Here is a 22,240-nt window from a genome sequence, read left to right as displayed (position 1 = left end):
TACCCTCGTATATCGTGAGCGCACAGAGCAATCTCGATTCCTGGAGAGCCCTCCCCGCGGCCCAGCAGCCCGACTGGCCCGACCGCGGCGAGCTCGATAAGGTCGTCGCCGAGCTCGGCGGCCTGCCTCCCCTCGTCTTCGCCGGCGAGTGCGACCTGCTGAAGGACCAGCTGGCCGCCGTGGTGCGCGGCGAGGCGTTCGTGCTGCAGGGCGGCGACTGCGCGGAGACGTTCGCCGGCGCCACCGCCGACAACGTCCGCAACAAGCTCAAGACGCTGCTCCAGATGGCGATCGTGCTCACCTACGCCGGCAAGGTGCCGGTCGTGAAGATCGGGCGCCTGGCCGGGCAGTTCGCCAAGCCGCGCTCCAAGGGCACCGAGACCCGCGACGGCGTGGAGCTGCCCGCCTACCGGGGCGACATGGTCAACGGCTTCGACTTCACGCCCGAGGCCCGCCGGCCCGACCCGTGGCGGCTGCTGAAGGCGTACCACTCCTCCGCCGTGACGCTCAACCTGGCCCGCGCCTTCGCCAAGGGCGGCTACGCCGACCTGCGCCAGGTCCACGCCTGGAACCAGGACTTCGTCGCCGAGTCCCCCGCCGGCCGCCGCTACGAGCAGCTCGCCCGGGAGATCGACCAGGCGCTGGCGTTCATGCGCGCCTGCGGGGCCGACCCGGAGGAGTTCCACACGGTCGAGTTCTTCTCCTCGCACGAGGCGCTGATCCTCGACTACGACCGGGCGCTGACCCGCATCGACTCCCGCACCGGCCTGCCGTACGACGTGTCGGCGCACATGGTGTGGATCGGCGAGCGCACCCGCCAGCTCGACGGCGCCCACGTCGACTTCTTCGCCCGCATCCGCAACCCGATCGGCGTCAAGCTGGGCCCGACGACCACCTCGGCCCAGGCGCTGGAGCTGGTCGAGAAGCTCAACCCGGACAACGAGCCGGGCCGGTTGACGTTCATCACCCGCATGGGCGCCTCCAAGATCCGCGAGCTGCTGCCCAGCCTGGTCAAGGAGGTCACCTCCGCCGGTGCCCAGGTCGCGTGGATCTGCGACCCGATGCACGGCAACACCTTCGAGGCGCCGAGCGGCCACAAGACGCGGCGGCTCGACGCCGTGCTCGACGAGGTGGCGGGCTTCTTCGAGGTGCACCGCGCGCTCGGCACCCACCCGGGCGGCATCCACATCGAGTTCACCGGCGACGACGTGACCGAGTGCGTGGGCGGCGGCCACGAGATCGCCGAGGGCGACCTGGCCACCCGCTACGAGACGGCCTGCGACCCGCGCCTCAACCGCGGCCAGTCCCTCGACCTGGCCTTCCGCGTCGCGGAGCTCTACCGCAACGCCTGATCCCGCGAGTCCGGGTCCTGGCATGCGAAAGCCCCGCCGTCATGGGCGGGGCTTGCCGGCCGTCCGGCCGGGCCGGGGTCAGCCGTTCCGCTGCTCGGCCCCGTCGAGCTCCTCGCTCAGCTCGGTGCGGATCGCGTCCATGTCGAGCGCGCGGACCTGGCGGATGAGGTCCTCCAGGGCGGGCTCGGGGATGGCGCCCGGCTGGGCGTAGACCACGATGCCGTCGCGGATGGCCATCAGCGTCGGGATCGAGGAGATGTCGAAGCCCTGCGCGAGCGCCTGCTGCGCGTCGGTGTCGATCTTGCCGAAGGTGATGTCGCCGTGCTTGTCCGACGCCTTCTCGAAGATCGGGCCGAACATCTTGCACGGCCCGCACCACTCGGCCCAGAAGTCGAGCAGGACGATCCCCTTGTCGGCGATGTCGTTGAAGTTGGTCTCGGTTACCTCGATGGTCGCCACAAGTGGCTCCTCGCTCGTCGACGAAGCTGTCACCGGATAGAAACCCCTACCCGTCTTCCCTCATTCCAGCACCCGGGCGGGCCCCGCCACGACTCGCGTGGCGGGGCCCGGTTCCGTCCCGCTCAGCCCCTGCCGCCGGGCAGGGTGAGGCCGATCACGACCGGGTCGTGGTCGGAGGAGCGGTAGGCGTCCGGCCGGTAGAGGCCGTCCGGGTTGAACTCGGTGTTGTAGTCCAGGACGCGCGGCTCGTCGGCGTTGATGTGCCAGATCGTGGTGCTGGTGACGCGCTTGAGGAGCTGCCGGCCGGCCAGGGCGTGGTCCAGCTCGCCCGACAGCCCGTCGAACAGGTAGCTGTAGCGCAGCGGCGCCGGCACGAACCGCTTGGTGAGGCTGGTCAGGCCGCCCGCCTCCAGCGTGTCGATCGGGTCCTCCTCGCCGTAGGAGTTGAGGTCGCCGAGCACGAGCGGGTTCGGCAGGTCCTCGACGAGCTGGAGCAGGGCCTGCGCCTGCTTGACGCGGGTGGCGTTCCAGCAGCCCTGTCCGTCTCCCTGGTCGGCGTCGGGGCCGTCGCCGGCCGGGCAGCTGCCCTTGGACTTGAGGTGGTTGACGACCATGGTGAACGGCTGGCCGCCGCCCGGCCGCCGGAACGTCTGGATGAGCGGCGGCCGGCTGAACACCGGGTCCTGCGAGGCGCGCGGCTCGCCGACGGGCTCCAGCTTGGCGGGCTTGTACAGGATGCCGACCTGGATGGCGTCGGTGCCCGGGTACGGGTGGGTCAGCGCCGCGTACGTGCCCGCGCCCACCTCGGCGTTGACGGCGTCCACGAGCGCCTGGAGCGCGCTCTGGCCGTTGTTCTCGACCTCCATGAGGGCGACGGCGTCCGCGTCGATGCCCTTGAGCGCCGCGACCAGCTTGGCGAGCTGCCGCCCCTGCTCCTCGGCGTTCGTCGCGCCGCGGGAGCCGAGGGTGGTGAACCAGTTGAGCGTGTTGAACGAGGCGACCTTGACGTTGCCGATCACCGGGAACGGGCGGGGCAGCCGGGGGTTGGCGTCGTGGTAGGCGACGGGCCTGGTGGGCTGGAGCCGGTAGGCGCCGATGCCGTACCCGAGGACGCCCGTGACGCCGGCGGCCACGTCGCCGGTGCGGACGATGGGCGGCAGCGTGGCGGGGTTCTGCCGGGTGGAGCCGTCGTCGATGAGCAGCGTGCGGCGCGCCTGCTGCCCGGGGTCGACGCCGGGGCGGTCGGTCGGCTGGTAGAGCCGGCCGCCGGCGGAGACGGTGACCTCGCCGTAGCGACCGAGGTTGTAGTGGTCGGTGACGGTGAGCGGCTGCGGGAAGGTGAGCAGCATGTTCTCGACGCTCTCCAGCGCGTCACCGGGCAGCGTGTACGGCCGGGCGGGCACGGTGCCGGTGCCGCAGACGTCCACGGCGGTCACCGGGGACAGCTCGGTCCAGCCGTTGTACTCGACGGCCTTGCCGGTGACCAGGACCCGGTCGCCGGGCTTGACGTCCTTGAGCGTGTCGCGGGCGTAGGCGAACAGGCCCTCGGACGTCGCCGGGTCGGAGTCCGGCCGCGGGTCCTGCAGGAAGAAGCCGCCGAGCTGGTCGGAGCGCTGGAAGTCGCCCGTGACGACTCCCTCGACGCGCACGGTCTGCCCGGCGAGCGGGGTGGCGTCGCCGCTGCCCTGGACCTGCGAGATCCGGTGGGTGGCGGCGGTGTCACACGGCGCCGCCGCTGTCTCCGGCGCACCGGTGGGGTCCGGCGTGGTGGGGGACGCCGCGGCGGCCGGAACGGCCAGCAGGGAGGCGGAAAGGGCGGCCGCGGCGAGCGCGGCGAGAGGGGCCCGGGGTAAAACGCGCATGACCGGCACTTTAGAGGGACGACCGCCCACATATGTCTACATAAATGTGGATAGAGCATTAAATTAGCGAACCTTGACACGCGAGTGCCCGGGGTATGACGACTGCATGGACTGGGTCACCTGCACGCATTCCGCTGCCTGCACGGGCATCGCACGCCGGCCGTACGACCTCTGCCTGGCGCATCTGCCCCCCGACCAGCTCGCCGCCGCGATCGGCGAGATGCACCCCGGCCGCCTGCTCGACCTGCGCGGCACGGTCATCGGCGGCGACCTGCTCGCCCGCGTGATCGAGGCGACGGGCGGGCGACCGGGACGGACCCGCCTGGACCGGGCCCGGTTCGGCGGCGACGTGCGGCTCACCGGCGTCGTGTTCGCCGGGGACGTGTCGCTCGACGGCGCCGTCTTCGAGCGGCTCGCCTCGTTCTTCGGAGCCCGCTTCGAGGGCAACCTGTCGCTGGCCGACGCCCGGTTCACCCGGGAGCTGTCGATGCACGGCGTGACCGTGCGCGGCCACGTGTCCCTGGACCGGGCGGTCATGGCCCGCGACGCGCTGTTCAGCCAGGCGTCCTTCGGGCGCGGACTGTCGTGCGAGCGGGCCAGGTTCGACGGGTACGCCACCTTCGACGGGGCCCGGCTCGGCGACGGCGCGACGTTCCGGGGCGCCCGGTTCGGGCGGACGCTGTCGTTCCGCAAGGTCGTCGGGAGCGCCGGGTTCGACGCCGCGCACTTCGCCGCCAACGCCTACCTGTCGGCCACCGGCCGCCTGTCCGCCGCCCGCGCCCGCGCCGACGCCTCGCTCGACGTGTCGGTCACCGGCTGCGGCGTCGATCTGCGGCGCGTCGAGGTCGCCGGGAGCACCACGCTCCGGCTGACCGGCTCGCACGCCGACCTGGAGGGCGCGGTGCTGCGCGGCCAGGCGACGGTGACGGGCCGCGGCGGCGCGTCGATCACCTCGCTGCGGCACGTGGACGCGCGGAGCCTCGCGCTGTACGGGCTGGACCTGTCGGCCTGCCGCTTCGCGGGGCTGGCGCATCCGGCGGGCGTGCGGCTGAAGGACTGCCGCTTCGCGCTCACGGGACGCGGCGTGCGGGTGAGCATGCGGCGGCCGATGGTGCGCTGGTTCTCGCGGCGCAGCGTGCTGGCGGACGAACGAGCCTTACGCGGCGGCTCCGGCCTCCTCGACCCCGCCGGCTCGGGGCCGGAGCCCCGCGACCCCGGCGACCTGCGGGCCGGCTGGCTCGCCACCCTGTACGCGGAGCTCGGCCGGCGCGCCGACGACCGCGGCCTGTCCCTCGACTTCGCCTTCGCCGCGACGGAGATGCGCCGCCTGGCGGGCCACCGCTGGTGGGAGGCCGCCTCCTGGCCTCTGGTGGCGGCCGGGGCCCGCATGGGCCGGGCGGCCGGCTGGATCGTCCTCCTGACGGCCATCGCGGCGGGCGCCATGCTCCTGTCCACGGCCCAGCACGCCGCCCACAGCTCACCCCATCAGCCCCCGTCCGCCCACCGCTGACGCCTCCCCGGGGGAGCCCGGCTCCCCCGGCGTCACTGCCCCGTGAATCACCCGCGTCAGGACGTTGATGCGGACGGGAGCGCGCGGCAGTCTGGACCAGACCCCTGAGTGCTGGAGGCACGATGAACCTGGAACCGGTCCCCACCGACCAGCTGATCTTCCGGCTGCCGCAGAAGTTCGACGACGTGGAGGACGAGCGCCGCCACCGCCAGGAGCGCCTCGTCGCCGCGCTGCGGCTGTTCGGCAGGTTCGGCTTCGAGGAGGGGGTGGCCGGGCACATCACCGCCCGCGACCCCGAGCACCCGGACCACTTCTGGGTCAACCCGTTCGGCATGAGCTTCAGGCACGTCAGGGTGAGCGACCTCATCCTGGTCAACCACCAGGGCCAGGTGGTCCACGGCAGGTACCACGTCAACCAGGCCGCCTTCGCGATCCACGCGATGGTCCATCAGGCCCGTCCGGACGCGGTCGCCGCCGCCCACTCCCACTCGGTGCACGGCAAGGCGCTGTCCTCGCTCGGCCGCCCGCTGGAGCCGCTGACCCAGGACGCCTGCGCCTTCTACGAGGACCACGGCCTGTTCGACGACTACACCGGCGTGGTGGTGGAGACCGAGGAGGGCAGGCGGATCGCGCGGGCGCTGGGCTCGCACAAGGCCGTCATCCTGCGCAACCACGGGCTGCTGACCGTGGGCGACTCGGTGGACGCCGCCGCCTGGTGGTTCATCACGATGGAGCGCTCGTGCCAGGCCCAGCTGCTGGCCATGGCCGCGGGCCCGACCGTGTCCATCGAGCACGACCAGGCCAAGCTCACCCACGGGCAGATCGGCAACGACCTGGTCGGCTGGATCAACTTCCAGCCCCTGTACGACCAGATCGTCCGCTCCGATCCCGACCTGTTCGACTGAGCCCCGAGCCGGCCGCGCGGCGAGCCTTTGGCCCCTTGTTGGGTGTTTAAGGGCTTATGTCCGTCCTAGGCTGGTGGAACACGGCCCAAGGAGGGACCCATGGCCACATTCATCGACGTTCACCATGGCATGGCCGGCATCACCGCCGAGCAGCTCAACGAGGCGCACAGCGCCGACCTCGCCATCCAGGACGAGGAGAAGGTGACCTTCGAGCGGGCCTGGGCGGACCCGGAGGACGGTGTGGTCTACTGCCTGTCGGAGGCGCCCAGCGCCGAGGCCGTCCAGCGCGTCCACGAGCGGGCGGGCCACCCCGCCGACGAGATCCACCCCGTGCCCCTCACCGCCTGACGCGGCGGCCGGTCCCGGCCGGGGCCGGCTCCCCGTCAACCCTATCCCCCTCGCGAACGCGGGCTTCCCCGTCGAGGGGCGTTCGTCCGTGATGAACGGCGGCCTCCCCCGGCCGCCGGCGGCTTGCCTTGACACCGGTGACAGGGTTCTACCCTGACGCCGTCAGCCGCCGGGCGAGCCAGAGGAACGACCATGAGATTCGCGATCAGCTACAGCACCGCCCACAGCGGCGTCGACCCCGACGCCATCGCCGCCTTCGCCCGGCACGCCGAGGAGTGCGGCTTCGAGGCGCTGTACGTTCCGGAGCACGTCGCGCTGTACCCCGGGGCGAAGCTCGGACCGTGGGAGATCCCGCCGACCCTGCCGTTCGCCGACCCGCTGGACACCCTGACCTTCGTCGCCGCCGCGACCAGCCGCATCCTGCTGGGGACGGGCGTGCTGCTGCTGCCGTACCACCATCCCGTGACGCTCGCCAAGCGGCTGGCGACCATCGACCTGCTGTCCCGGGGCCGGATGCGGCTGCTGACCGTGGGCGTCGGCGCGCTGCCGGGCGAGGCCCGGGCGGTCGGGGTGGACTTCGGCACGCGGGGGCGGCGGGCGGACGAGGCGATCGACGTCCTGCGGCTGCTGTGGGAGGGCGGGGAGGAAGGCGTCAGCCACGCCGGGGAGTTCTTCGCGTTCGAGAATCTGTGCAGCTTCCCCAAGCCGTCCGGGGGCGCGGGGCTGCCGATCCACGTCGGCGGGTCGAGCCGGGCGGCGGCCCGCCGGGCCGGGCAGCGCGGCGACGGCTACTTCCCCGGCGGCGCGCTGACCCGCGCCGAGCGGGCCGCCCAGTGGGAGCTCGTCCGGTCGTCCGCCGCGGAGGCCGGCCGCGACCCGGACGCGCTGGAGCAGACCCGGTGGGGGACGATCGACATGACCGGCGATCGGGTCGAGGAGCTGGCCGCGCAGGGCGCGACCCGCCTCGTGATCAGCACGTCCGCTCCCGACGTGGACGGGCAGCGGGAGGAGATGTCCGCCTTCGCCCGGCGCTTCTCCTTGACGGCCCCGGCCCTGACGTAGCGGGGCGGTCCGGGCCTTCCTGCGCGGGCAGCCCGGTGGCGATGGGCCGGTGGGCGGTGGGCCGTTGGGCCGGTGGGATCGTGCGATCTGCCCGAAGTCACGGACAGTTCGTGCTCGTGCGGTTACGGTTCCGGCATGGGCAAAAAGCAGACGCCCGCGACACGCGGCGTGCGCGCGGGCGCCGGTGGAGAGCGGACCGGCCGGAGCGCCCCCGGGAGGGCGAGGTGACCGGCCCGATGATGTGCCCCGAGTGCGGCGGCCACCGAGGGCACCGGCTCGGCGGCCTGTTCCTCGCCTGCATGCTCTGCCATGGACGCGGCTGGGTGAGCGGCGGGAGGGAGCCCGAGGAGCGGCCCCGGCCCGTCTACGAGCCGCCGCCGGTCTGGGAGGACCCGCGCTGGCTCGACCCGATGGTCGCCGGCGCCTTCCCCTGCCGTTACTGCCTGGGCTGCGGCACGGTGTCGCACGTGAACCGGGACCGCGGCATCCTGGTCACCCTGGCGTGCACGTGCGCGTCACGTCCCTGACGACGCCCGTTCTTTCTCAGCGCACATAGATGGAGGGCCGGGCAGGCGTGGGCATGCCGTCCCCGACGAAGAAGCCGGGATGCGGCGGCTGGTTGTAGGCGGTGTTCTGCCAGGCGATCGCCACCCTGTACTGCGGGTCGTGCATCAGCGTGTAGAGGCGCCGGTCCGTGGGCGTGGTCGTGGCGTACACGCGCAGGGCGCGGTTGTCGCCGGTGGGCCAGACGACCTCCTCCCGCCAGTCGCCGAACAGGTCCGCCGACAGCGACGGGGTGGCCTTGGTGCCGTTGTTGGAGTGCACGCCGGAGGCCGTGAGCAGCCGGGTGTCGCCGCCCGGGCCGTACTTGTCGATCCTGGTCTGGTCGAGCAGCTCCCTGACGGGGTCGCCGTCCCACCAGATGAGGAAGTTCACGGAGGACGGCTCGCGGCCGAGGGCACCGCCGTTGACGTTGCGCAGGCTCGTGTCGGCGGCCGACCAGAACTCGCCGCCGGGCGAGCCGCTCCAGACGTCGCCCGCCACGCCGCGCCCGTTGTCGCCGGACGCCGGAGTGGACCAGCGGATCTGGCCGGTGCGCGGGTCGATGTACAGGGAGGACGGCTGGGAGCCGCTCTCGCTCACCTTGAAGTACTCGAGGCCCGCCCGGCCCGGCTCGAAGTCGCCCAGGTGCTGCGCGTCGCCGTGGCCCGTGCCCGTGCTCCACAGGCCCGTGCCGTTGTCGTCCACGGCCATCGCCCCGTACACGATCTCGTCGCGGCCGTCGGCGTCGACGTCGCCGACCGACAGGCTGTGGCTGCCCTGACCCGTCCAGCGTGAGCCGGCCGTGTTCGAGTCGAACGTCCACCGCTTGGTGAGCGTGCCGTTGCGGAAGTCCCAGGCGGCGATGACGGAGCGGGTGTAGTAGCCGCGCGCCATGATGAGCGACGGACGTTCCCCGTCGAGGTACGCGGTGCCGGCCAGGAAGCGGTCCACCCGGTTGCCGTACGAGTCGCCCCACGACGAGACGGTGCCGCGCGGCGGGTCGTAGGAGACCGTGGACCTGGCCGCGCCGGTCAGCCCGTCGAACATGGTGAGGTACTCGGGCCCCGACAGCACGTATCCGCTGGAGTTGCGGTGGTCGGCGGACGCGTTGCCGATCACCGCGCCGGCGCCGTCCCGGGTGCCGTCGGCGGTCTTCATCGCCACCTCGGCCCGCCCGTCGCCGTCGTAGTCGTACACCTGGAACTGCGTGTAGTGCGCGCCCGCGCGGATGTTGCGGCCCAGGTCCAGGCGCCACAGCCGCGTGCCGTTCAGCCGGTACGCGTCGACGTACACGTTGCCGGTGTAGCCGGACTGGGAGTTGTCCTTGGCGTTGGACGGGTCCCACTTGAGGACGATCTCGTACTGGCCGTCGCCGTCCATGTCGCCGACACTGGCGTCGTTGGCGCTGTAGGTGTAGGCGACGCCGTCCGGGGTCGTGCCGCCGGGGGGAGGCTGGATCGGCACGTCGAGGTAGGCGCCCCCGGTGAAGCGCAGCGACGGCGGGGAGGCGGCCTGCTCGACGCCGCCGACGACGGCCCTGACCGTGTACGTGGCGTCGGCGGCGGCCCCGCCGTCGAGGTGGTCGGTGGCGGCGGCGAGGGAGGCGATCCTGGTGGAGCCCCGGTAGAGGTTGAAGGTGACGCCCTCGGGGTCGGTGCCGAGCAGCCGCCACGACACGAGGTTCCCGGACCCGGAGCGGACGCTGACCAGGCCGCGGTCGAGGTCCTCCATCTGCTTGGCGGGTCCGGCCGCCTGCCTCACCGCATGAGCGGGGGCGGGTGGGCCGGTGAGAGCGGCGGCGAGGGCGAGGGCGGCGGCCGTCGTCGCGGTGGTGCGTAACCGCATGTCGTGTCCCTTCCGGCGGACCTCTGGGGCGGTGACCCCCGAGCATGACGGAGCCGGGCGGAAGGCGTAAAACGTTCGCGGTGGAGAGCGGGGTGGCGGAGGCCGGCCGCCTCGAAGGGGTCGCGTCCCAGCAGGGGAAACCCTCGGCGGGGCCAGGCGTGAGGCGATGAACATTTCAAGAGCCCGCCACACGGGGTGCCCTTATTGCGATTACTATGCTTTTGCAGACTATTGGCGATAATGGCGGAGTTCCCCATGCCTGATGGCGGTACGCCCGTGCGGCGGTCGTTGTTCCTCCACGCACCCATCCGGCGCGGACCGCGCGCGATGCTGGAGCAGATGCTCCGGCTGGTGGACGAGGACACCCCGCCGGACGGCCCCGAGGGTCCCGTGGCGGTGCTGGAGCGCCGGCTGGCCGACCTGCTGGGCAAGGAGAGCGCGCTCTTCTTCCCGAGCGGGACCATGGCCCAGCAGGTCGCGCTCCGTCTCCACGCCGATGCGCGCGGACGCCGCACCTTCGCCGCCCACCCTCAGTCACATCTGGACGTGTGGGAGGAGCAGGGTTACAACGCCGTCCACGGTCTGCGGTTCCACCGCACCGGGGATCCCTTCGAGCTGATGACGGCGCGAGATCTCGCCGCGATCGGCGAGCCCCTCGCGGCGGCCGTCTGGGAACTGCCGCAGCGCGACCTCGGCGGCCTGCTCCCGGAGTGGGACGACCTGTGCGACCAGGTCGCGCTCGTGCGGGGTTCCGGCGCCGCCGCGCACCTGGACGGCGCCCGGCTCTGGGAGGCGCAGACGTATTACCGGCGGCCCTTCGACCAGATCGCCGGCCTGTTCGACTCGGTGTACGTCTCGCTCTACAAGAGCCTGCAGGGCGTACGCGGCGCCGTGCTCGCCGCGGACGCGGACACGGTGCGCGCCGCCGGAGTGTGGCGGCAGCGACTCGGCGGCGGCATAGCCGACGCGTGGCCGCTCGCCGTGGCCGCCATGGTCGGCCTCGACGCGTTGCCGCCGCGCATGGCGGCCTTCCGGGACCACGCGATCGCCATCGCGGCCGCCGTCAACGCCGACGGCGTCGCGCGCGCCTACCCCGATCCGCCGCAGACACCGATCTTCCACATCCACCTGCCGGCTCCCCGAGCGGCCGTCGAGCGGGCCGGGTCGGCCATCCTCGCCGAGCACGGCATCCAGCTCTGGGGACGGGTGCGCTCAGGGCCCGATCCGTCGCGTTGCAGCTTCGAGGTCACCGTGGGTGAGAACGCGACGGAGTTCACCCCCGACGAGGTGGCCGCCCTCATCCGCGACCTGCTGACCCGCGCCGGCGCCTGAGGCATGTCGCCGGTGAGGGCCGCCATGGCCGGGCGTCCCGTCGAGAGATCGCCCGCTTGCCCACGCGCATGCCTTCGGGGTTGGTTCGAAGGGCGTGAAACGGCGATACCCATGGCAGGGCTCCGGCGCGACGGGGGGTCGCGGGAGCGTGTGAGGTGACGACCATGACAGAGCCGATCGTCGTCGGGTTCGACGGATCAGACTCCTCGCGGCAGGCCCTCGCCTGGGCGGAGGAGGAGGCGGCCGTCCGTGACGCCCCGCTGAGCGTCCTTCACGCCATGGCGCTCTGGTCGCCCGACGTCCTGCTGGTCCCCGAGCCCGCCGGCTGGGACATCGAGGCGGACAAGGCCGCGCACGAGCAGCTCAGGCAGGTGGCGGCCGAGATCCGGTCGAGGAGGCCGCGCCTGGAGGTCACCACGCAGGTGGCTTCGGACCGGCCGGAGGACGCGCTCGTCCATGCCGCCGAGGCCGCGCAACTGGTGGTGGTCGGGAACCGGGGCCGTGGCGGGTTCGCCGAGCTGCTGCTCGGCTCCGTGAGCCGGCACGTGGCCTCCCGCGCGCCGCGTCCCGTGGCGATCGTCCGGGAGAGGCCGACCGGCGAACACGGGGTCATCGTCGTGGGCGTGTCGGGGCAGCCCGGCGAGGAAGCCCTGCTGGAGTACGCCTTCCGCGAGGCGGTGCTCCGGGGTGCCGTCCTGCGCGCCGTCCACGCGTGGACGCACCCCGGCACGGTCGAGCCCTGGACCGTGCAGCCCGTGGTCTTCGACACCGAGGCGGCGGGGCGGGACGAGGCGCAACGGCTGGCGGAGTTCCTCCTCGGATCGGCCGAGAAGTTCCCGGACGTGGAGCTCGACGCGCAGGTGGTGCGCGGACACCCGGCCAAGGCGCTGGCCGGCGCCTCGGCGGAGGCCGACGTCGTGATCGTGGGGGCCGCGCACGGCGCGACGCGCACCCTGCTCGGCCTCGGCGGCACCGCTCACGCGGTCCTGCACCACGCGCGGGCGCCCGTCATCGTGGTCCGCACCTGACCGCCGCACCACGCGCTCACGACGTCGCGCCGCTCACTCGCCTCGCGCCACGCGCCGCGGGGCGGGCGAGCGTGGAACGGGCCGCGACTCAGCGACCGGGAGCGGCCTCACGGAGCGAGTCGATGGAGCTCTGGCGGCGGTACCTGCCGGGCGCGATGCCGAACTGGCGCTTGAAGGCGTTGGCGAAGGCGAACTCGGAGCCGTAGCCGACGCGGGCGGCCACCTCGCCGAGCGGGGCGTCGCCCGCGCGCAGAAGCTCGGCCGCGATGGTCAGGCGCCACCAGGTCAGGTACGTCAGGGGCGGTCTGCCGGCCAGCGTGGTGAAGCGGCGGGAGAAGGCCGCGCGGGACAGGCCGGCTTCGGCGGCGAGGGTCTGGACGGTCCACGGGTGGGCGGGGTCGCCGTGGACGGCCCGCAGGGCGGCGCTGACCGCCGGGTCGGTCAGCGCCCTGGCCCAGCCGGCGCCGCTCTCCTGCGCGGGACGCTCCTCGAACCAGGCGCGCAAGATGTAGAGCAGCAGCATGTCGAGCAGGGCGAGCACGACGGTGTCCGCGCCGAGGCGGGGGTCGCCGACCTCGTTGCCGAGCAGGTCGACGGCCGCGCGCAGCTCGGGATGGCGGCCCGGCCGGGCGGGCAGGTGGATCGTCTCGGGCAGGTCGCGCAGCAGAGGGTGGGCGTGGCGGGGGTCGAGCCGGTAACCGCCGCACAGGGTCACGGTGAGGGGCCCGTCGTGCCCGGCGGAGTCGGAGACGAACAGGCCGGCGTCCTCCAGCGGGTCGCACGCGGGCTCGGCGAGCGGCGTCGACGGGCTGTCCGCGAGGCCGTACCCGTGGCCGTGGGGGAAGAACACCACATCGCCGGCCCCGAGCACGAGGGGGTCGCCGGAGGGCGGGACAAGCCGGCAGGAGCCCTGCAGGATCACCTGGAAACCCGCCGATCCCGGCACCGCGGGGAAACGCTGTCCCCACGGGGCCCGCCAGGCGACGCGCGCCGAGCGGGGCCGCCCGGAGCGCATGATCGCGATCGCGTCGCTGAGCACGTCCACCCGGAGAAGCTAACACAAGACGATCACGCATGAAACGGAGACATTGCAGCATTGGTCATGCCTCCTCCTCCCCCTACGGTTGACGATCAGTAGAGATCGTCGAAAGGGAGCAGTGTGATGCCGCGACAGATACTGGTCACCGGGGCGACCGGCACGGTCGGCCGCCACGTGACCCGCCAACTGGTGGAGGCCGGAGCCGGCGTTCGCGCCCTGAGCCGGGAACCGGCCGATCTGCCGCCCGCGGTGGAGGGCGTGCGCGGGGACCTGACCGTGCCCGGCTCCCTGGGCGCCGCCGTCGAGGGCGTCGAGGCGGTGTTCCTGGTCTGGCCGTTCGCCTCGGCAGAGGGGCTGGAACCGGTGCTGGCGATGATCGCCGAGCACGCCCGCCGGGTGGTCTACCTGTCGTCGGCGGCCGTCCGCGACCACGAACGGCAGGCCGAGCGGCTCGTCGCCGGGTCCGGGCTGCAATGGACGGTCCTGCGCCCGCACGCCTTCGCGGCCAACGCCCTGCGCTGGACCGGGCAGATCCGCACCGGGGACGTGGTGCGCGAACCGTACGGCCGGGCCGCCATGTCCCCGGTGCACGAACGGGACATCGCCGCGGTCGCGGTGCGGGCGCTGACCGGCGACGGGCACGACGGCGCCGTCCACGAGCTGACCGGGCCGCAGTCACTGACCCAGGCCGAGCAGGCGCGCGTCATCGGTGAGGCGATCGGCCGTCCGGTGCGCTGGGAGGAGACCTCACCGCAGGACGCGCGACGGAGCATGCTCGCCCGCGGCTGGCCCGCCGAGGCCGTGGACGGCGTCCTGCGCGCGCAGGCCGAGATGACCGGCGGCCCTGCACCGGTCACCGCCACCGTGGAGCGGGTCACCGGGAGCGCCGCGCGCACGTTCCGCTCCTGGGCCGCCGAGCACGCCCACGCGTTCCGGGCCACCATGCGGGCCGCGCGCATCCACTCCTACGGCGGGCCGGAGGTCGTCCGCCACGAGGAGGCGCCGCTGCCGTCGCCCGGTCCCGGCGAGGTGCTCATCCGCGTCGCCGCGACCTCGTTCAACCCGTCGGAGACGGCGCTGCGGGCCGGGATGCTGCGCGCCGTGCTGCCGGTGGCGTTGCCGTACACGCTGGGCTGGGACGTCTCCGGCACGGTCGCGGCCGTCGGCTCCGGCGTGACCGGGTGGGCCCCGGGCGACCGGGTGATCGGCCGGCTGGACGGAGGCGGGACGGCCGCCGAGTACGTCACCGCCCCGGCGGACGTGCTGGCCGCGGCGCCGTCCGCGATCCCCCTCGCCGACGCCGCGGCGATCCCGGTCGCCGGGCTGACCGCATGGCAGGCGCTGTTCGAGCACGCCCAGGTGGGCGCGGGCCGGCGCGTGCTGATCAACGGCGCCGGCGGCGGGGTCGGCGGGTTCGCCGTGCAACTGGCCAGGCACGCGGGCGCGACCGTGATCGCCACGGCCGGCCCGCGCAGCGCCGCCGCGGTACGCGCCCTGGGCGCCGACCAGGTCGTCGACTACACCGTCGAGCCGCTGCCGGGCGAGGTCGACGCCGTGATCAACCTTGCCCCGATCACCCCGGACGCCGCCGCCGAGCTGGCGGCACTGCTGCGGCCGGGCGGTGTGGCGGTGTCCATCACCGTCCCCCTCCCCTCCCCCTTCTCCGGACACTTCGTGACCCGCAACGACCCCGCCCAGCTTTCACGGCTCGTCCGCCTGGTCGATGCCGGGGACCTCGCCGTCGACATCGCCGAGTCCCACCCGCTGGCGGAACTGGCCTCGATCCACCACCGGAGCGAGACGGGCCGGACCCGCGGCAAGATCATTCTTGTTCCCTGACACATCGCGAACCCCCGTGGCCCGGAGCACGATCGGGCCTGTGAGTCGCCTTCCGGCGTTCTCGCTTCGGTGGTAGGGCTGGCACTACCGGAAGAACGGGCGACAGCGGGGGTCCGCGCACCCCCTGGCTCGCGCGATGCTGGCAAGCGATCACGCATGACCGGCTTCGTCAGCATGGGAGACAGATGTGACTGTGGTGGAGGCGTCCCGCCCGCAGCGGGGCAGCGACTTCGCGAGATTGTCGCGCCGCGTCGCGGAGGCGGGGCTGCTGGAACGGCGGCCCGGCTCCTACGCGGTCCGGATCGGACTGGTCGCGACCCTGTTCGTGGGGAGCTGGGCGGCGTTCGCCGTGGTGGGGGACTCCTGGTGGCAGATGCCGGTGGCGGTGCTGCTGGCTGTGGCCTTCGCCCAGGTCACGCTGTTGGCCCACGACCTCGCGCACGGCCAGATCTCCCGTTCGCGCCGTACCGCCAGGATCGCGGGGCTGCTGGTCGGCAACCTGGCCGTCGGCCTCAGCTACGGCTGGTGGATGGACAAGCACACCCGCCACCACGCCAACCCCAACCACGAGGACCACGATCCCGACGTCTCGCCGGACATCCTCCTCTGGTCGCGGAAGCAGGCCGAGGCCGCGCGCGGGCTGCCGCGCCTGGTCGGGCGCCGGCAGGCGTGGCTGTTCTTCCCGCTGCTCACACTGGAGGGCGTCAACCTGAAGGTGTCGAGCTTCCGCGCGCTGCGCCGCCCGGCGCTGAAGAACCGCCTCGCCGAGGGGCTGCTGCTCGTCGCGCACGTCCTGGCCTACGCGGGTGCGCTGTTCGTGGTGCTGCCGCCGGCCAAGGCGCTGGCCTTCCTGGCCGTCCACCAGGCCTGCTACGGCGTCTACCTGGGCTGCACGTTCGCTCCCAACCACAAGGGCATGCCGGTGCTGACCGCGCAGGACGAGCTCGACTTCCTCCGCCGTCAGGTGCTGACCTCCAGGAACGTCAGCGGTGGGCGCCTCATGGACGTCGCGCTCGGCGGCCTGAACTACCAGATCGAGCATCACCTGTTCCCCGGCATGCCCAGCGCGAACCTGCGCAGGGCCCAGCCCATCGTGCGCGACTACTGCCGCTCGCTGGGCGTCGAATACGCCGAGTGCGGGCTGTTCGCGTCCTGGGGGCAGGCCCTGCGCCATCTGCACGAGGTGGGCCGGCCGCTGCGCCACGGGGGTGGCGGAGGATCCCGGCAGGACTGAACGGCAGGCCCGGCCGGGGCCGGGTTCGTCTAGGGTTCTGGTGCGTGGAGGAGTTGTTCGGCGGCGCCGCGCCGTACTACGCCAGGTATCGCCCCGCGTACGGGGAAGCGGCGATCGAGCACCTGGCCCGAGCGCTCGGCCCGGACAGCCGGGTGCTGGACCTGGGCTGCGGTCCGGGGACGATCGCGGTCCCGCTCGCCGGCCGGGTGCGAACGGTGCTCGCCGTGGACCCGGCGGAGGAGATGCTCGCGGCAGGCCGGCGGCTGGCCGCCGGCGCCCCCACCATCACGTGGCTGCGCGGCGACTCGACCACGCTGCGCGCGCTGCCGCCGTTCGATCACGTGGTGATGGGCAGGTCGTTCCACTGGATGGACCGCAGGGCGGTGCTGGCGGACCTGGACGAGCTGCTGCCGCCCCGCGGCTCGGTGGCGCTGATCGGCCCGGTCAGCCGGCGGGGAGAGCCGTGGCAACCGAACGCCCAGCCATGGCAGCCGGTCGAGCAGCGGGTATGCGCGGACTTCGGCCTCGGCATGAGTGCGGCGGCCACCTCCTTTCACGCCACCGCCGAGCCCCACCGCGATGTCCTGGCCGCCTCACCGTTCGACCACCTGGAGTCGCGGACGTTCACGCGCCGGCTGAGCTGGGACGTGGACGGGCTGGTCGGGCTCCAGCTCTCCTACTCCTACAGCTCGCCCGCCGCGCTCGGCGACCGGCTGCACGCCTTCGTCGAGGCGCTCCGGGAGGCGCTGCTCGCCGACAATCCGGCGGGGCGGTGGGAGCAGGAGCTGCTGACCGAGGTGCTGATCGCCAGACGGACGGGCCGCCGACCGGCCGATCCCCGGTGAGTGAACGCACCTTGATCGTCCGGCGGGGGCGAGGGGCGCAGGCCCCGCACGGGACGTCCGAGCGGAGCGAGGGCCGTGCTCGCCGGGGACCAAGGGGGCGGAGCCACGGAGGATCGGGGAAAACCCGGATGGGCCCCCGAAGAGGTGGCCCGTACACTGGGGACATGCTGATCGACGACTACGTGGCCGATCTCGGCAGGGCGCTGGCGGGACCCGCCGGCCCCAAGCGCGATCTGGTCGTCGAGGCACGTGACAGCCTGGCCGACGCGGCCGACGCTCTGGAGGCGGAGGGGTTCGACCGCGCCGAGGCCGAGCGGATGGCCGTGGCGGAGTTCGGCGAGGTGGCGGAGATCGCCCCCGGCTACCAGGACGAGCTGACCGCGGCGGCGGGCCGGCGCCTGGCGGCGGTGCTGTTCCTCAGCCTGCCCGTGAGCGTCCTCATCTGGTCGATGGTCTGGCGCATCTACCCCGACTCCGGCGCCGCCTGGGAGGACCGGCCGGCCTGGTACGGGCCGATCGCGCGGGTGCTCGACTGCCTGCAGGCCGGGGGCGGCGTGTACGGCGGGTTCGCGCTGGCGGCGCTGAGCCGCGGCGGCCGGTGGATCCGGCGGCCCCGGCTCGTCACCCGCTCCCTCGGGCTGGCCGTCATGATCCTGCTTCCGCTGTGCGGCCTGCTGAGCTCGGCGCTCACCGCCGTCTCCGGCCTGCCGAGCGACTTCGACACCCTGGTGCCGGTCATGCTGGCCGAGCTGGTGACGTCGGCCTTCTGGGGCGTGCAGCTGTACGGCGCCACCCGCTGCCTGCGCCTGACCCGCACGGCCCCCGCCACCGCCTGACCGGTACGGCCCGCCACGGGACGAGCCGGCGCTGAGCCGCGCGCCTCAGGACGATGCCGGCGCTCAGCCGCGCGCCTCAGGACGACGCCGGCGCTCAGCCGCGCGCCTCAGGACGATGAGGCGCCGGGCCGCAGGACGCTGCCGATGGCGCTGGTGAACTCCTGCCACGCCGACCGCTCCCCCTCCAGCCGCTTGCGCCCGGAGTCGGTGAGCCGGTAGGTGCGGCGCTTGCGACCGCCGACCGTGGCCCACTCGCTGGACAGGTAGCCGATGCGCTCCAGCCTGCGCAGCGCCGGGTACACCGTCCCCGTCGGCACGGTCAGCGCACCCCCGCTCCGCTCTTGCAGCGCCTCGATGATGGCGTAGCCGTGCAGCGGCCCGGCCTCCACCACGGACAGCAACAGAGCGTCCATGTGGCCGCGGAGCGCGTCGGGGTTCATGCCCTCGATCCTAGGCAACCATGCGTCATATAGACAGCCTACATGTAGACTCCCTACATGTAGGCTGTCTTGATAAGGAGTTGACGCGCATGGACGTGCTGGACCTGGCGCGAACGCAGTTCGCGGTGACGGGAAGCCTCCACTTCCTGTTCGTCCTGCTCACGCTCGGACTCGCGCCCCTGGTGGCGATCATGCACACGCGATGGGCGCTGTCCGGCACCCCCGAGCGCGAGCGGGCGACCAGGTTCTGGGGGCAGCTCTACGTCACCAACTACGCGGTCGGGATCGTGACCGGCCTGGTGATGGAGTTCCAGTTCGGGCTGTCCTGGAGCGGGCTGTCCCACTACGCCGGAGACGTGTTCGGCGCGCCCCTGGCCATGGAGACGCTCATCGCGTTCTTCCTGGAGTCCACGTTCCTCGGACTGTGGATCTTCGGGTGGGGCCGTCTGCCGAAGTGGCTGCACCTGGCGTGCATCTGGGCCGTCACGGTCACCGCGTACGCCAGCGCCTACTTCATCATGGCGGCCAACTCCTTCCTCCAGAACCCCGCCGGCGCCGTCGAGCGCGGCGGCCGAATGGAGCTGGTCGACGCCGCCGCCCTCTTCACGAACAAGACCCTGGTCTTCGCCTTCCCCCATGTGATCAGCGCGGCCCTGTTCACCGCCGGCATGGTGCTGGTCGGCGCGAGCGCCTACCGGCTGCGCCGCGGCACCGAGGACGTGGCGTTCTTCACCCGCTCGATGCGGACCGGCGTCGTCACCGCGGCCATCGGCATCACGCTCACCGTCGGTTTCGGGTACGCCCAGTTCGGCGGCCTGCAGGAGGGCAAGTTCAAGGGCGACACCGCGAGCACGCCGCTCGCCCTGATGATGGAGATCGGCAACCTGCTCTTCCTCGTGGCGGTGTTCTTCATGCTGCCGCTGGTCCGCTTCCTGCCGCGCTGGCGGTGGACGCACCGCTTCCTCATGATCCTGACGCCCGTGCCGTTCGCCCTGGCCATCTGCGGCTGGCTGGCCAGGGAGATCGGCCGCCAGCCGTGGATGGTCTGGGAGAAGCTGACCGTGGCCGACGCCCTGTCCCCCGGCCTGACCCCGGGCATGATCACCGCCTCGCTCGTCGGCTTCACCGTCGTGCTCGGGCTGCTCGCCCTGACCGACTACGCGCTCATCGCCCGGCTGGTCAGGCGGGGCCCGCGCGACCTCGACCTGGGCGCCGCCGAGGAGCGGCCCGCCCCCGCGCTGAGCTACTAGGAGTCACCCCCGATGGAACTGATCTGGTTCGTCGTCTTCACGCTGCTGCTCGCCGGCTACTTCGCGCTGGAGGGCTTCGACCTCGGCGTGGGGCTGCTCATGCCGGTGATCGGCCGGACCCAGGAGACCCGCGACCGCATGGTGGCCGCCATGGCGCCGTTCGTGCTGGCCAACGAGGTGTGGCTGGTGGCCGTCGCCGGCGCCCTGTTCGGCGTGTACCCGAGCCTGGAGGGCGAGGTGCTGTTCGGCCTCTACCCGATGGTGGTCGCCATGCTGCTGTCCTGGGTCGTGCGGGACGCCGGGCTGTGGTTCCGGCGCCGGATCGACGGGGCGGGCTGGCGGCGGTTCTGGGACCTGATGATCATGCTGGGGTCGCTGGGGCTGTCGTTCGGCTGGGGCGTCACGCTGCACGCCGTCGCCACGGGCTTCGGCTCCTCGCTGCTCCACCCGATCGGGCTGCTCCTGGGCGTGGTCGTGACGCTGCTGTTCGCCTGGCACGGCTGGACGTTCCTCGGCTGGCGCGCGCCCGAGACCGCCGGCATCACCCGCTCCGGGCGCGCCCTCGCCCTGTCGGGACTCGCCGCGGCGGTGCCCGTGCTCGCCGTGCTCGCGTCCTGCCTCCCGTACCTGCTCGACCACAGCGCCCCGTCTTCTACGCTGGGTGTGATGGGTCTCATGATCCTGCCGTTCGCGCCCGTCATGGTCGGCGCGCAAGTATGGGTGTGGCGCGTCTTCCGCCCCGGGAGAGGCGCCGTCCCGGCCCCCTCGTTCTTCTGAGGACACGTGCACAAGGATCTCCTCCGGCTCATGCGGGCCGAGCAGTCGGTACGCCGCCACCTGGCCGTCACCCTGGCCGCCGCGGTCATCGCCGGCCTGCTCGTGCTGGTGCAGGCCGAGCTGCTGGCCGGAGTGCTGTCCGGCAGGTTCGCCGCCACGGCGCTGGCCGGCCTCGTCGCCGTGGTCGCGCTGCGCGCCCTGCTGGCCTGGACGCAGGGCGTCTTCGGCGGACGCACCGCCACCGGCGTGAAGTCCGCCCTGCGGCGGCGGCTGCTGGGCCGGCTCCAGGAGCTCGGCCCGGCGCGGCTGAGCGGCCACCGCTCCGGCGAGCTGGTGACGCTCGCCGGCCGCGGCCTCGACCGGCTCGACGCCTACCTGACCGGCTACCTGCCGGCCGTGGCCGTCGCCGGGGTGGTGCCGGTGGCGGTGCTGGTCCGGCTGTTCGCCGCCGACCTGACCAGCGCGGTGATCGTGCTGGTGACGCTGCCGCTGATCCCGGTGTTCGGGGCGCTGGTGGGCATGACGACCAAGGCGGTCACCGAGCGGCAGTTCCATGCGCTGTCCCGGCTCGGCGGGCACTTCCTCGACGTGGTGCGCGGGCTGCCGACGCTGCGCGCCTTCGGCCGGGCCCGCTACCAGGCGACGGTCATCCGGCAGGTCGCCGACGCCCACCGCTCGGCGACCATGCGGACCCTGCGGGTGGCGTTCCTGTCGTCGCTCGTCCTGGAGTTGTGCGCGTCGCTGTCGCTGGCGCTGGTGGCCGTGCCGATCGGGCTGCGGCTGCTGGGCGGGTCGCTGGACCTGACGACGGCGCTGCTGGTGCTGCTGCTGGCGCCCGAGGCGTACCTGCCGCTGCGGGTCATGGGCACGCGCTTCCACGCCTCGATGGAGGGCGTGGCCGCCGCCGACGCCGCCTTCGCCGTCCTGGACCGGACCGCCGACCCCGCCGAGCCCCGAGCCGTTCCGGATCTGACCGCCGACCCCGCCGAGTCCCGAGCCGTCCCCGACCGGACCGCCGGCCCCGCCGGGTCCCGGGACGGGGCCGCACCGCCGGGGCGCGAGCCGCCGCGGATCGAGCTCCACGACGTCACGGTGCGCTACCCCGGCCGGGACGACGCGGCCCTGTCCGGCGTCTCCCTCACCATCGAGCCGGGCGAGCGCGTCGCGCTGGTCGGCGAGAGCGGCGGCGGCAAGAGCACGCTGCTCCACCTGCTCCTCGGCTTCGTCCAGCCGTCGGAGGGCCGCGTGCTCGTGGACGGCGCCGACCTGCGCGACCTCGACCCGGGCGCGTGGCGCGACCGGCTGGCGTTCGTGCCGCAGCGCCCCCACCTGTTCGCGACGTCGGTGGCGGACAACATCCGGCTGGGAGCCCCCGAGGCGTCCCAGGAGGACGTACGGCGGGCGGCGGCGGCCGCGCGCGCCGACGAGTTCGTCGAGCGACTGCCCGGCGGCTACGACGCCCAGGTGGGCGAGCGCGGCGCCAACCTGTCGGCCGGGCAGCGGCAGCGGGTCGCCCTGGCCCGGGCCTTCTGCCGTCCGCACGCCCCGGTGCTGCTGCTGGACGAGCCGACCGCCCGGCTCGACGGGCGCAGCGAGGCCGCGGTGGTGGCCGCGACGGCCGACCTCAGCCGGGGCCGCAGAAGAGCACCCCGACATGCTTGAGGATGAGGGCGTACGGCATCTCCTCGTACGTCCACATCACCCGCCCGAACCTGGCCGACACGACGATCAGGA

Annotated in this window: 20 protein-coding genes; 15 read left to right on the top strand and 5 right to left on the bottom strand. The window is 73.2% G+C overall.

Translation table 11 applies throughout. The annotated features are described in order from the left end of the window. Positions 1-14 precede the first annotated feature (14 nt). Positions 15-1,352 carry a class II 3-deoxy-7-phosphoheptulonate synthase gene (locus ABZS51_RS20855; protein WP_310711972.1) on the top strand — a complete coding sequence of 446 codons (1,338 nt, stop codon included), beginning with the start codon at positions 15-17 and terminating at the stop codon, positions 1,350-1,352. 78 nt (positions 1,353-1,430) lie between these two features. Here the strand turns inward: ABZS51_RS20855 and trxA are convergent, their stop codons facing one another. Together trxA and ABZS51_RS20845 are read right to left on the bottom strand one after the other, a co-directional pair. Then, positions 1,431-1,811, bottom strand: a complete 381-nt coding sequence (gene trxA, locus ABZS51_RS20850) for a thioredoxin (protein WP_310711971.1) — start codon at positions 1,809-1,811, stop codon at positions 1,431-1,433. 122 nt (positions 1,812-1,933) lie between these two features. Further along, positions 1,934-3,673: an ExeM/NucH family extracellular endonuclease gene (locus ABZS51_RS20845; RefSeq protein ID WP_355443335.1), complete on the bottom strand. Its 1,740-nt coding sequence runs from the start codon at positions 3,671-3,673 to the stop codon at positions 1,934-1,936. Between the two features lie 106 nt (positions 3,674-3,779). On the opposite strand from ABZS51_RS20845, the gene ABZS51_RS20840 reads away from it, so the two are divergent. The 5 genes from ABZS51_RS20840 (at position 3,780) to ABZS51_RS20820 (ending at position 8,025) form a co-directional block, all read left to right on the top strand. Beyond that, on the top strand, positions 3,780-5,183 hold the full coding sequence (locus tag ABZS51_RS20840; RefSeq protein ID WP_355443332.1) for a pentapeptide repeat-containing protein: 1,404 nt from the start codon (positions 3,780-3,782) through the stop codon (positions 5,181-5,183). Positions 5,184-5,305: 122 nt separating this feature from the next. Further along, positions 5,306-6,088 carry a class II aldolase/adducin family protein gene (locus ABZS51_RS20835; protein ID WP_310711967.1) on the top strand — a complete coding sequence of 261 codons (783 nt, stop codon included), beginning with the start codon at positions 5,306-5,308 and terminating at the stop codon, positions 6,086-6,088. A 99-nt stretch (positions 6,089-6,187) separates the two neighbouring features. Further along, the gene (locus tag ABZS51_RS20830) at positions 6,188-6,436 is read left to right on the top strand and encodes an SCO4226 family nickel-binding protein (RefSeq protein WP_355443329.1); all 249 of its coding nucleotides are present in this window, start codon (positions 6,188-6,190) and stop codon (positions 6,434-6,436) included. Between the two features lie 192 nt (positions 6,437-6,628). Beyond that, on the top strand, positions 6,629-7,498 hold the full coding sequence (locus ABZS51_RS20825) for a TIGR03619 family F420-dependent LLM class oxidoreductase (RefSeq protein ID WP_355443326.1): 870 nt from the start codon (positions 6,629-6,631) through the stop codon (positions 7,496-7,498). A 224-nt stretch (positions 7,499-7,722) separates the two neighbouring features. Beyond that, complete coding sequence (locus ABZS51_RS20820; protein WP_355443323.1) at positions 7,723-8,025, top strand: hypothetical protein; 303 nt, start codon at positions 7,723-7,725, stop codon at positions 8,023-8,025. A gap of 16 nt (positions 8,026-8,041) precedes the next feature. Here the strand turns inward: ABZS51_RS20820 and ABZS51_RS20815 are convergent, their stop codons facing one another. Then, the gene (locus tag ABZS51_RS20815; protein WP_355443320.1) at positions 8,042-9,886 is read right to left on the bottom strand and encodes a rhamnogalacturonan lyase; all 1,845 of its coding nucleotides are present in this window, start codon (positions 9,884-9,886) and stop codon (positions 8,042-8,044) included. 255 nt (positions 9,887-10,141) lie between these two features. Between ABZS51_RS20815 and ABZS51_RS20810 the strand changes: the two genes are divergently transcribed. Both ABZS51_RS20810 and ABZS51_RS20805 read left to right on the top strand, forming a co-directional pair. Beyond that, the gene (locus ABZS51_RS20810) at positions 10,142-11,218 is read left to right on the top strand and encodes a beta-eliminating lyase-related protein (RefSeq protein WP_355443317.1); all 1,077 of its coding nucleotides are present in this window, start codon (positions 10,142-10,144) and stop codon (positions 11,216-11,218) included. Positions 11,219-11,382: 164 nt separating this feature from the next. Beyond that, positions 11,383-12,246: a universal stress protein gene (locus ABZS51_RS20805; protein ID WP_355443314.1), complete on the top strand. Its 864-nt coding sequence runs from the start codon at positions 11,383-11,385 to the stop codon at positions 12,244-12,246. Positions 12,247-12,334: 88 nt separating this feature from the next. Here the strand turns inward: ABZS51_RS20805 and ABZS51_RS20800 are convergent, their stop codons facing one another. After that, a complete protein-coding gene (locus ABZS51_RS20800; RefSeq protein ID WP_355443311.1) occupies positions 12,335-13,291 on the bottom strand; it encodes an AraC family transcriptional regulator in 957 nt (318 codons plus the stop codon). 117 nt (positions 13,292-13,408) lie between these two features. Between ABZS51_RS20800 and ABZS51_RS20795 the strand changes: the two genes are divergently transcribed. The 4 genes from ABZS51_RS20795 (at position 13,409) to ABZS51_RS20780 (ending at position 18,039) form a co-directional block, all read left to right on the top strand. Then, positions 13,409-15,124 carry an NAD(P)H-binding protein gene (locus ABZS51_RS20795; RefSeq protein WP_355443308.1) on the top strand — a complete coding sequence of 572 codons (1,716 nt, stop codon included), beginning with the start codon at positions 13,409-13,411 and terminating at the stop codon, positions 15,122-15,124. A gap of 196 nt (positions 15,125-15,320) precedes the next feature. Continuing rightward, a complete protein-coding gene (locus ABZS51_RS20790; protein WP_355443440.1) occupies positions 15,321-16,358 on the top strand; it encodes an acyl-CoA desaturase in 1,038 nt (345 codons plus the stop codon). A 44-nt stretch (positions 16,359-16,402) separates the two neighbouring features. Further along, entirely contained in the window at positions 16,403-17,203 is an 801-nt protein-coding gene (locus ABZS51_RS20785) for a class I SAM-dependent methyltransferase (protein WP_355443304.1), read from the top strand. Between the two features lie 164 nt (positions 17,204-17,367). Further along, positions 17,368-18,039, top strand: coding sequence for a permease prefix domain 1-containing protein (locus ABZS51_RS20780; protein ID WP_355443302.1), 672 nt, complete (start codon positions 17,368-17,370; stop codon positions 18,037-18,039). 107 nt (positions 18,040-18,146) lie between these two features. On the opposite strand, the gene ABZS51_RS20775 is transcribed toward ABZS51_RS20780, so the two are convergent. After that, positions 18,147-18,479 carry a helix-turn-helix transcriptional regulator gene (locus ABZS51_RS20775; protein ID WP_310711949.1) on the bottom strand — a complete coding sequence of 111 codons (333 nt, stop codon included), beginning with the start codon at positions 18,477-18,479 and terminating at the stop codon, positions 18,147-18,149. A gap of 89 nt (positions 18,480-18,568) precedes the next feature. Here ABZS51_RS20775 and ABZS51_RS20770 point away from each other — a divergent pair, with 89 nt between their 5' ends. Genes ABZS51_RS20770 through cydD form a run of 3 tightly spaced genes read left to right on the top strand, consistent with a single transcriptional unit; the run spans position 18,569 to position 22,168 of the window. Beyond that, positions 18,569-19,729: a cytochrome ubiquinol oxidase subunit I gene (locus ABZS51_RS20770; protein ID WP_355443299.1), complete on the top strand. Its 1,161-nt coding sequence runs from the start codon at positions 18,569-18,571 to the stop codon at positions 19,727-19,729. Positions 19,730-19,741: 12 nt separating this feature from the next. Next, positions 19,742-20,506: a cytochrome d ubiquinol oxidase subunit II gene (locus ABZS51_RS20765; protein ID WP_355443296.1), complete on the top strand. Its 765-nt coding sequence runs from the start codon at positions 19,742-19,744 to the stop codon at positions 20,504-20,506. Between the two features lie 6 nt (positions 20,507-20,512). Next, positions 20,513-22,168, top strand: coding sequence for a thiol reductant ABC exporter subunit CydD (gene cydD / locus ABZS51_RS20760; protein WP_355443293.1), 1,656 nt, complete (start codon positions 20,513-20,515; stop codon positions 22,166-22,168). The last annotated feature ends 72 nt before the right edge of the window (positions 22,169-22,240 follow it).

Origin of the sequence: Nonomuraea sp. NPDC005501 (assembly GCF_040605905.1) — a bacterium.
In the GTDB taxonomy this organism is placed as follows: domain Bacteria; phylum Actinomycetota; class Actinomycetes; order Streptosporangiales; family Streptosporangiaceae; genus Nonomuraea.
The sequence above is the reverse complement of the archived record's forward strand: the minus strand, read 5'-3'. Positions and strand labels throughout refer to the sequence as shown.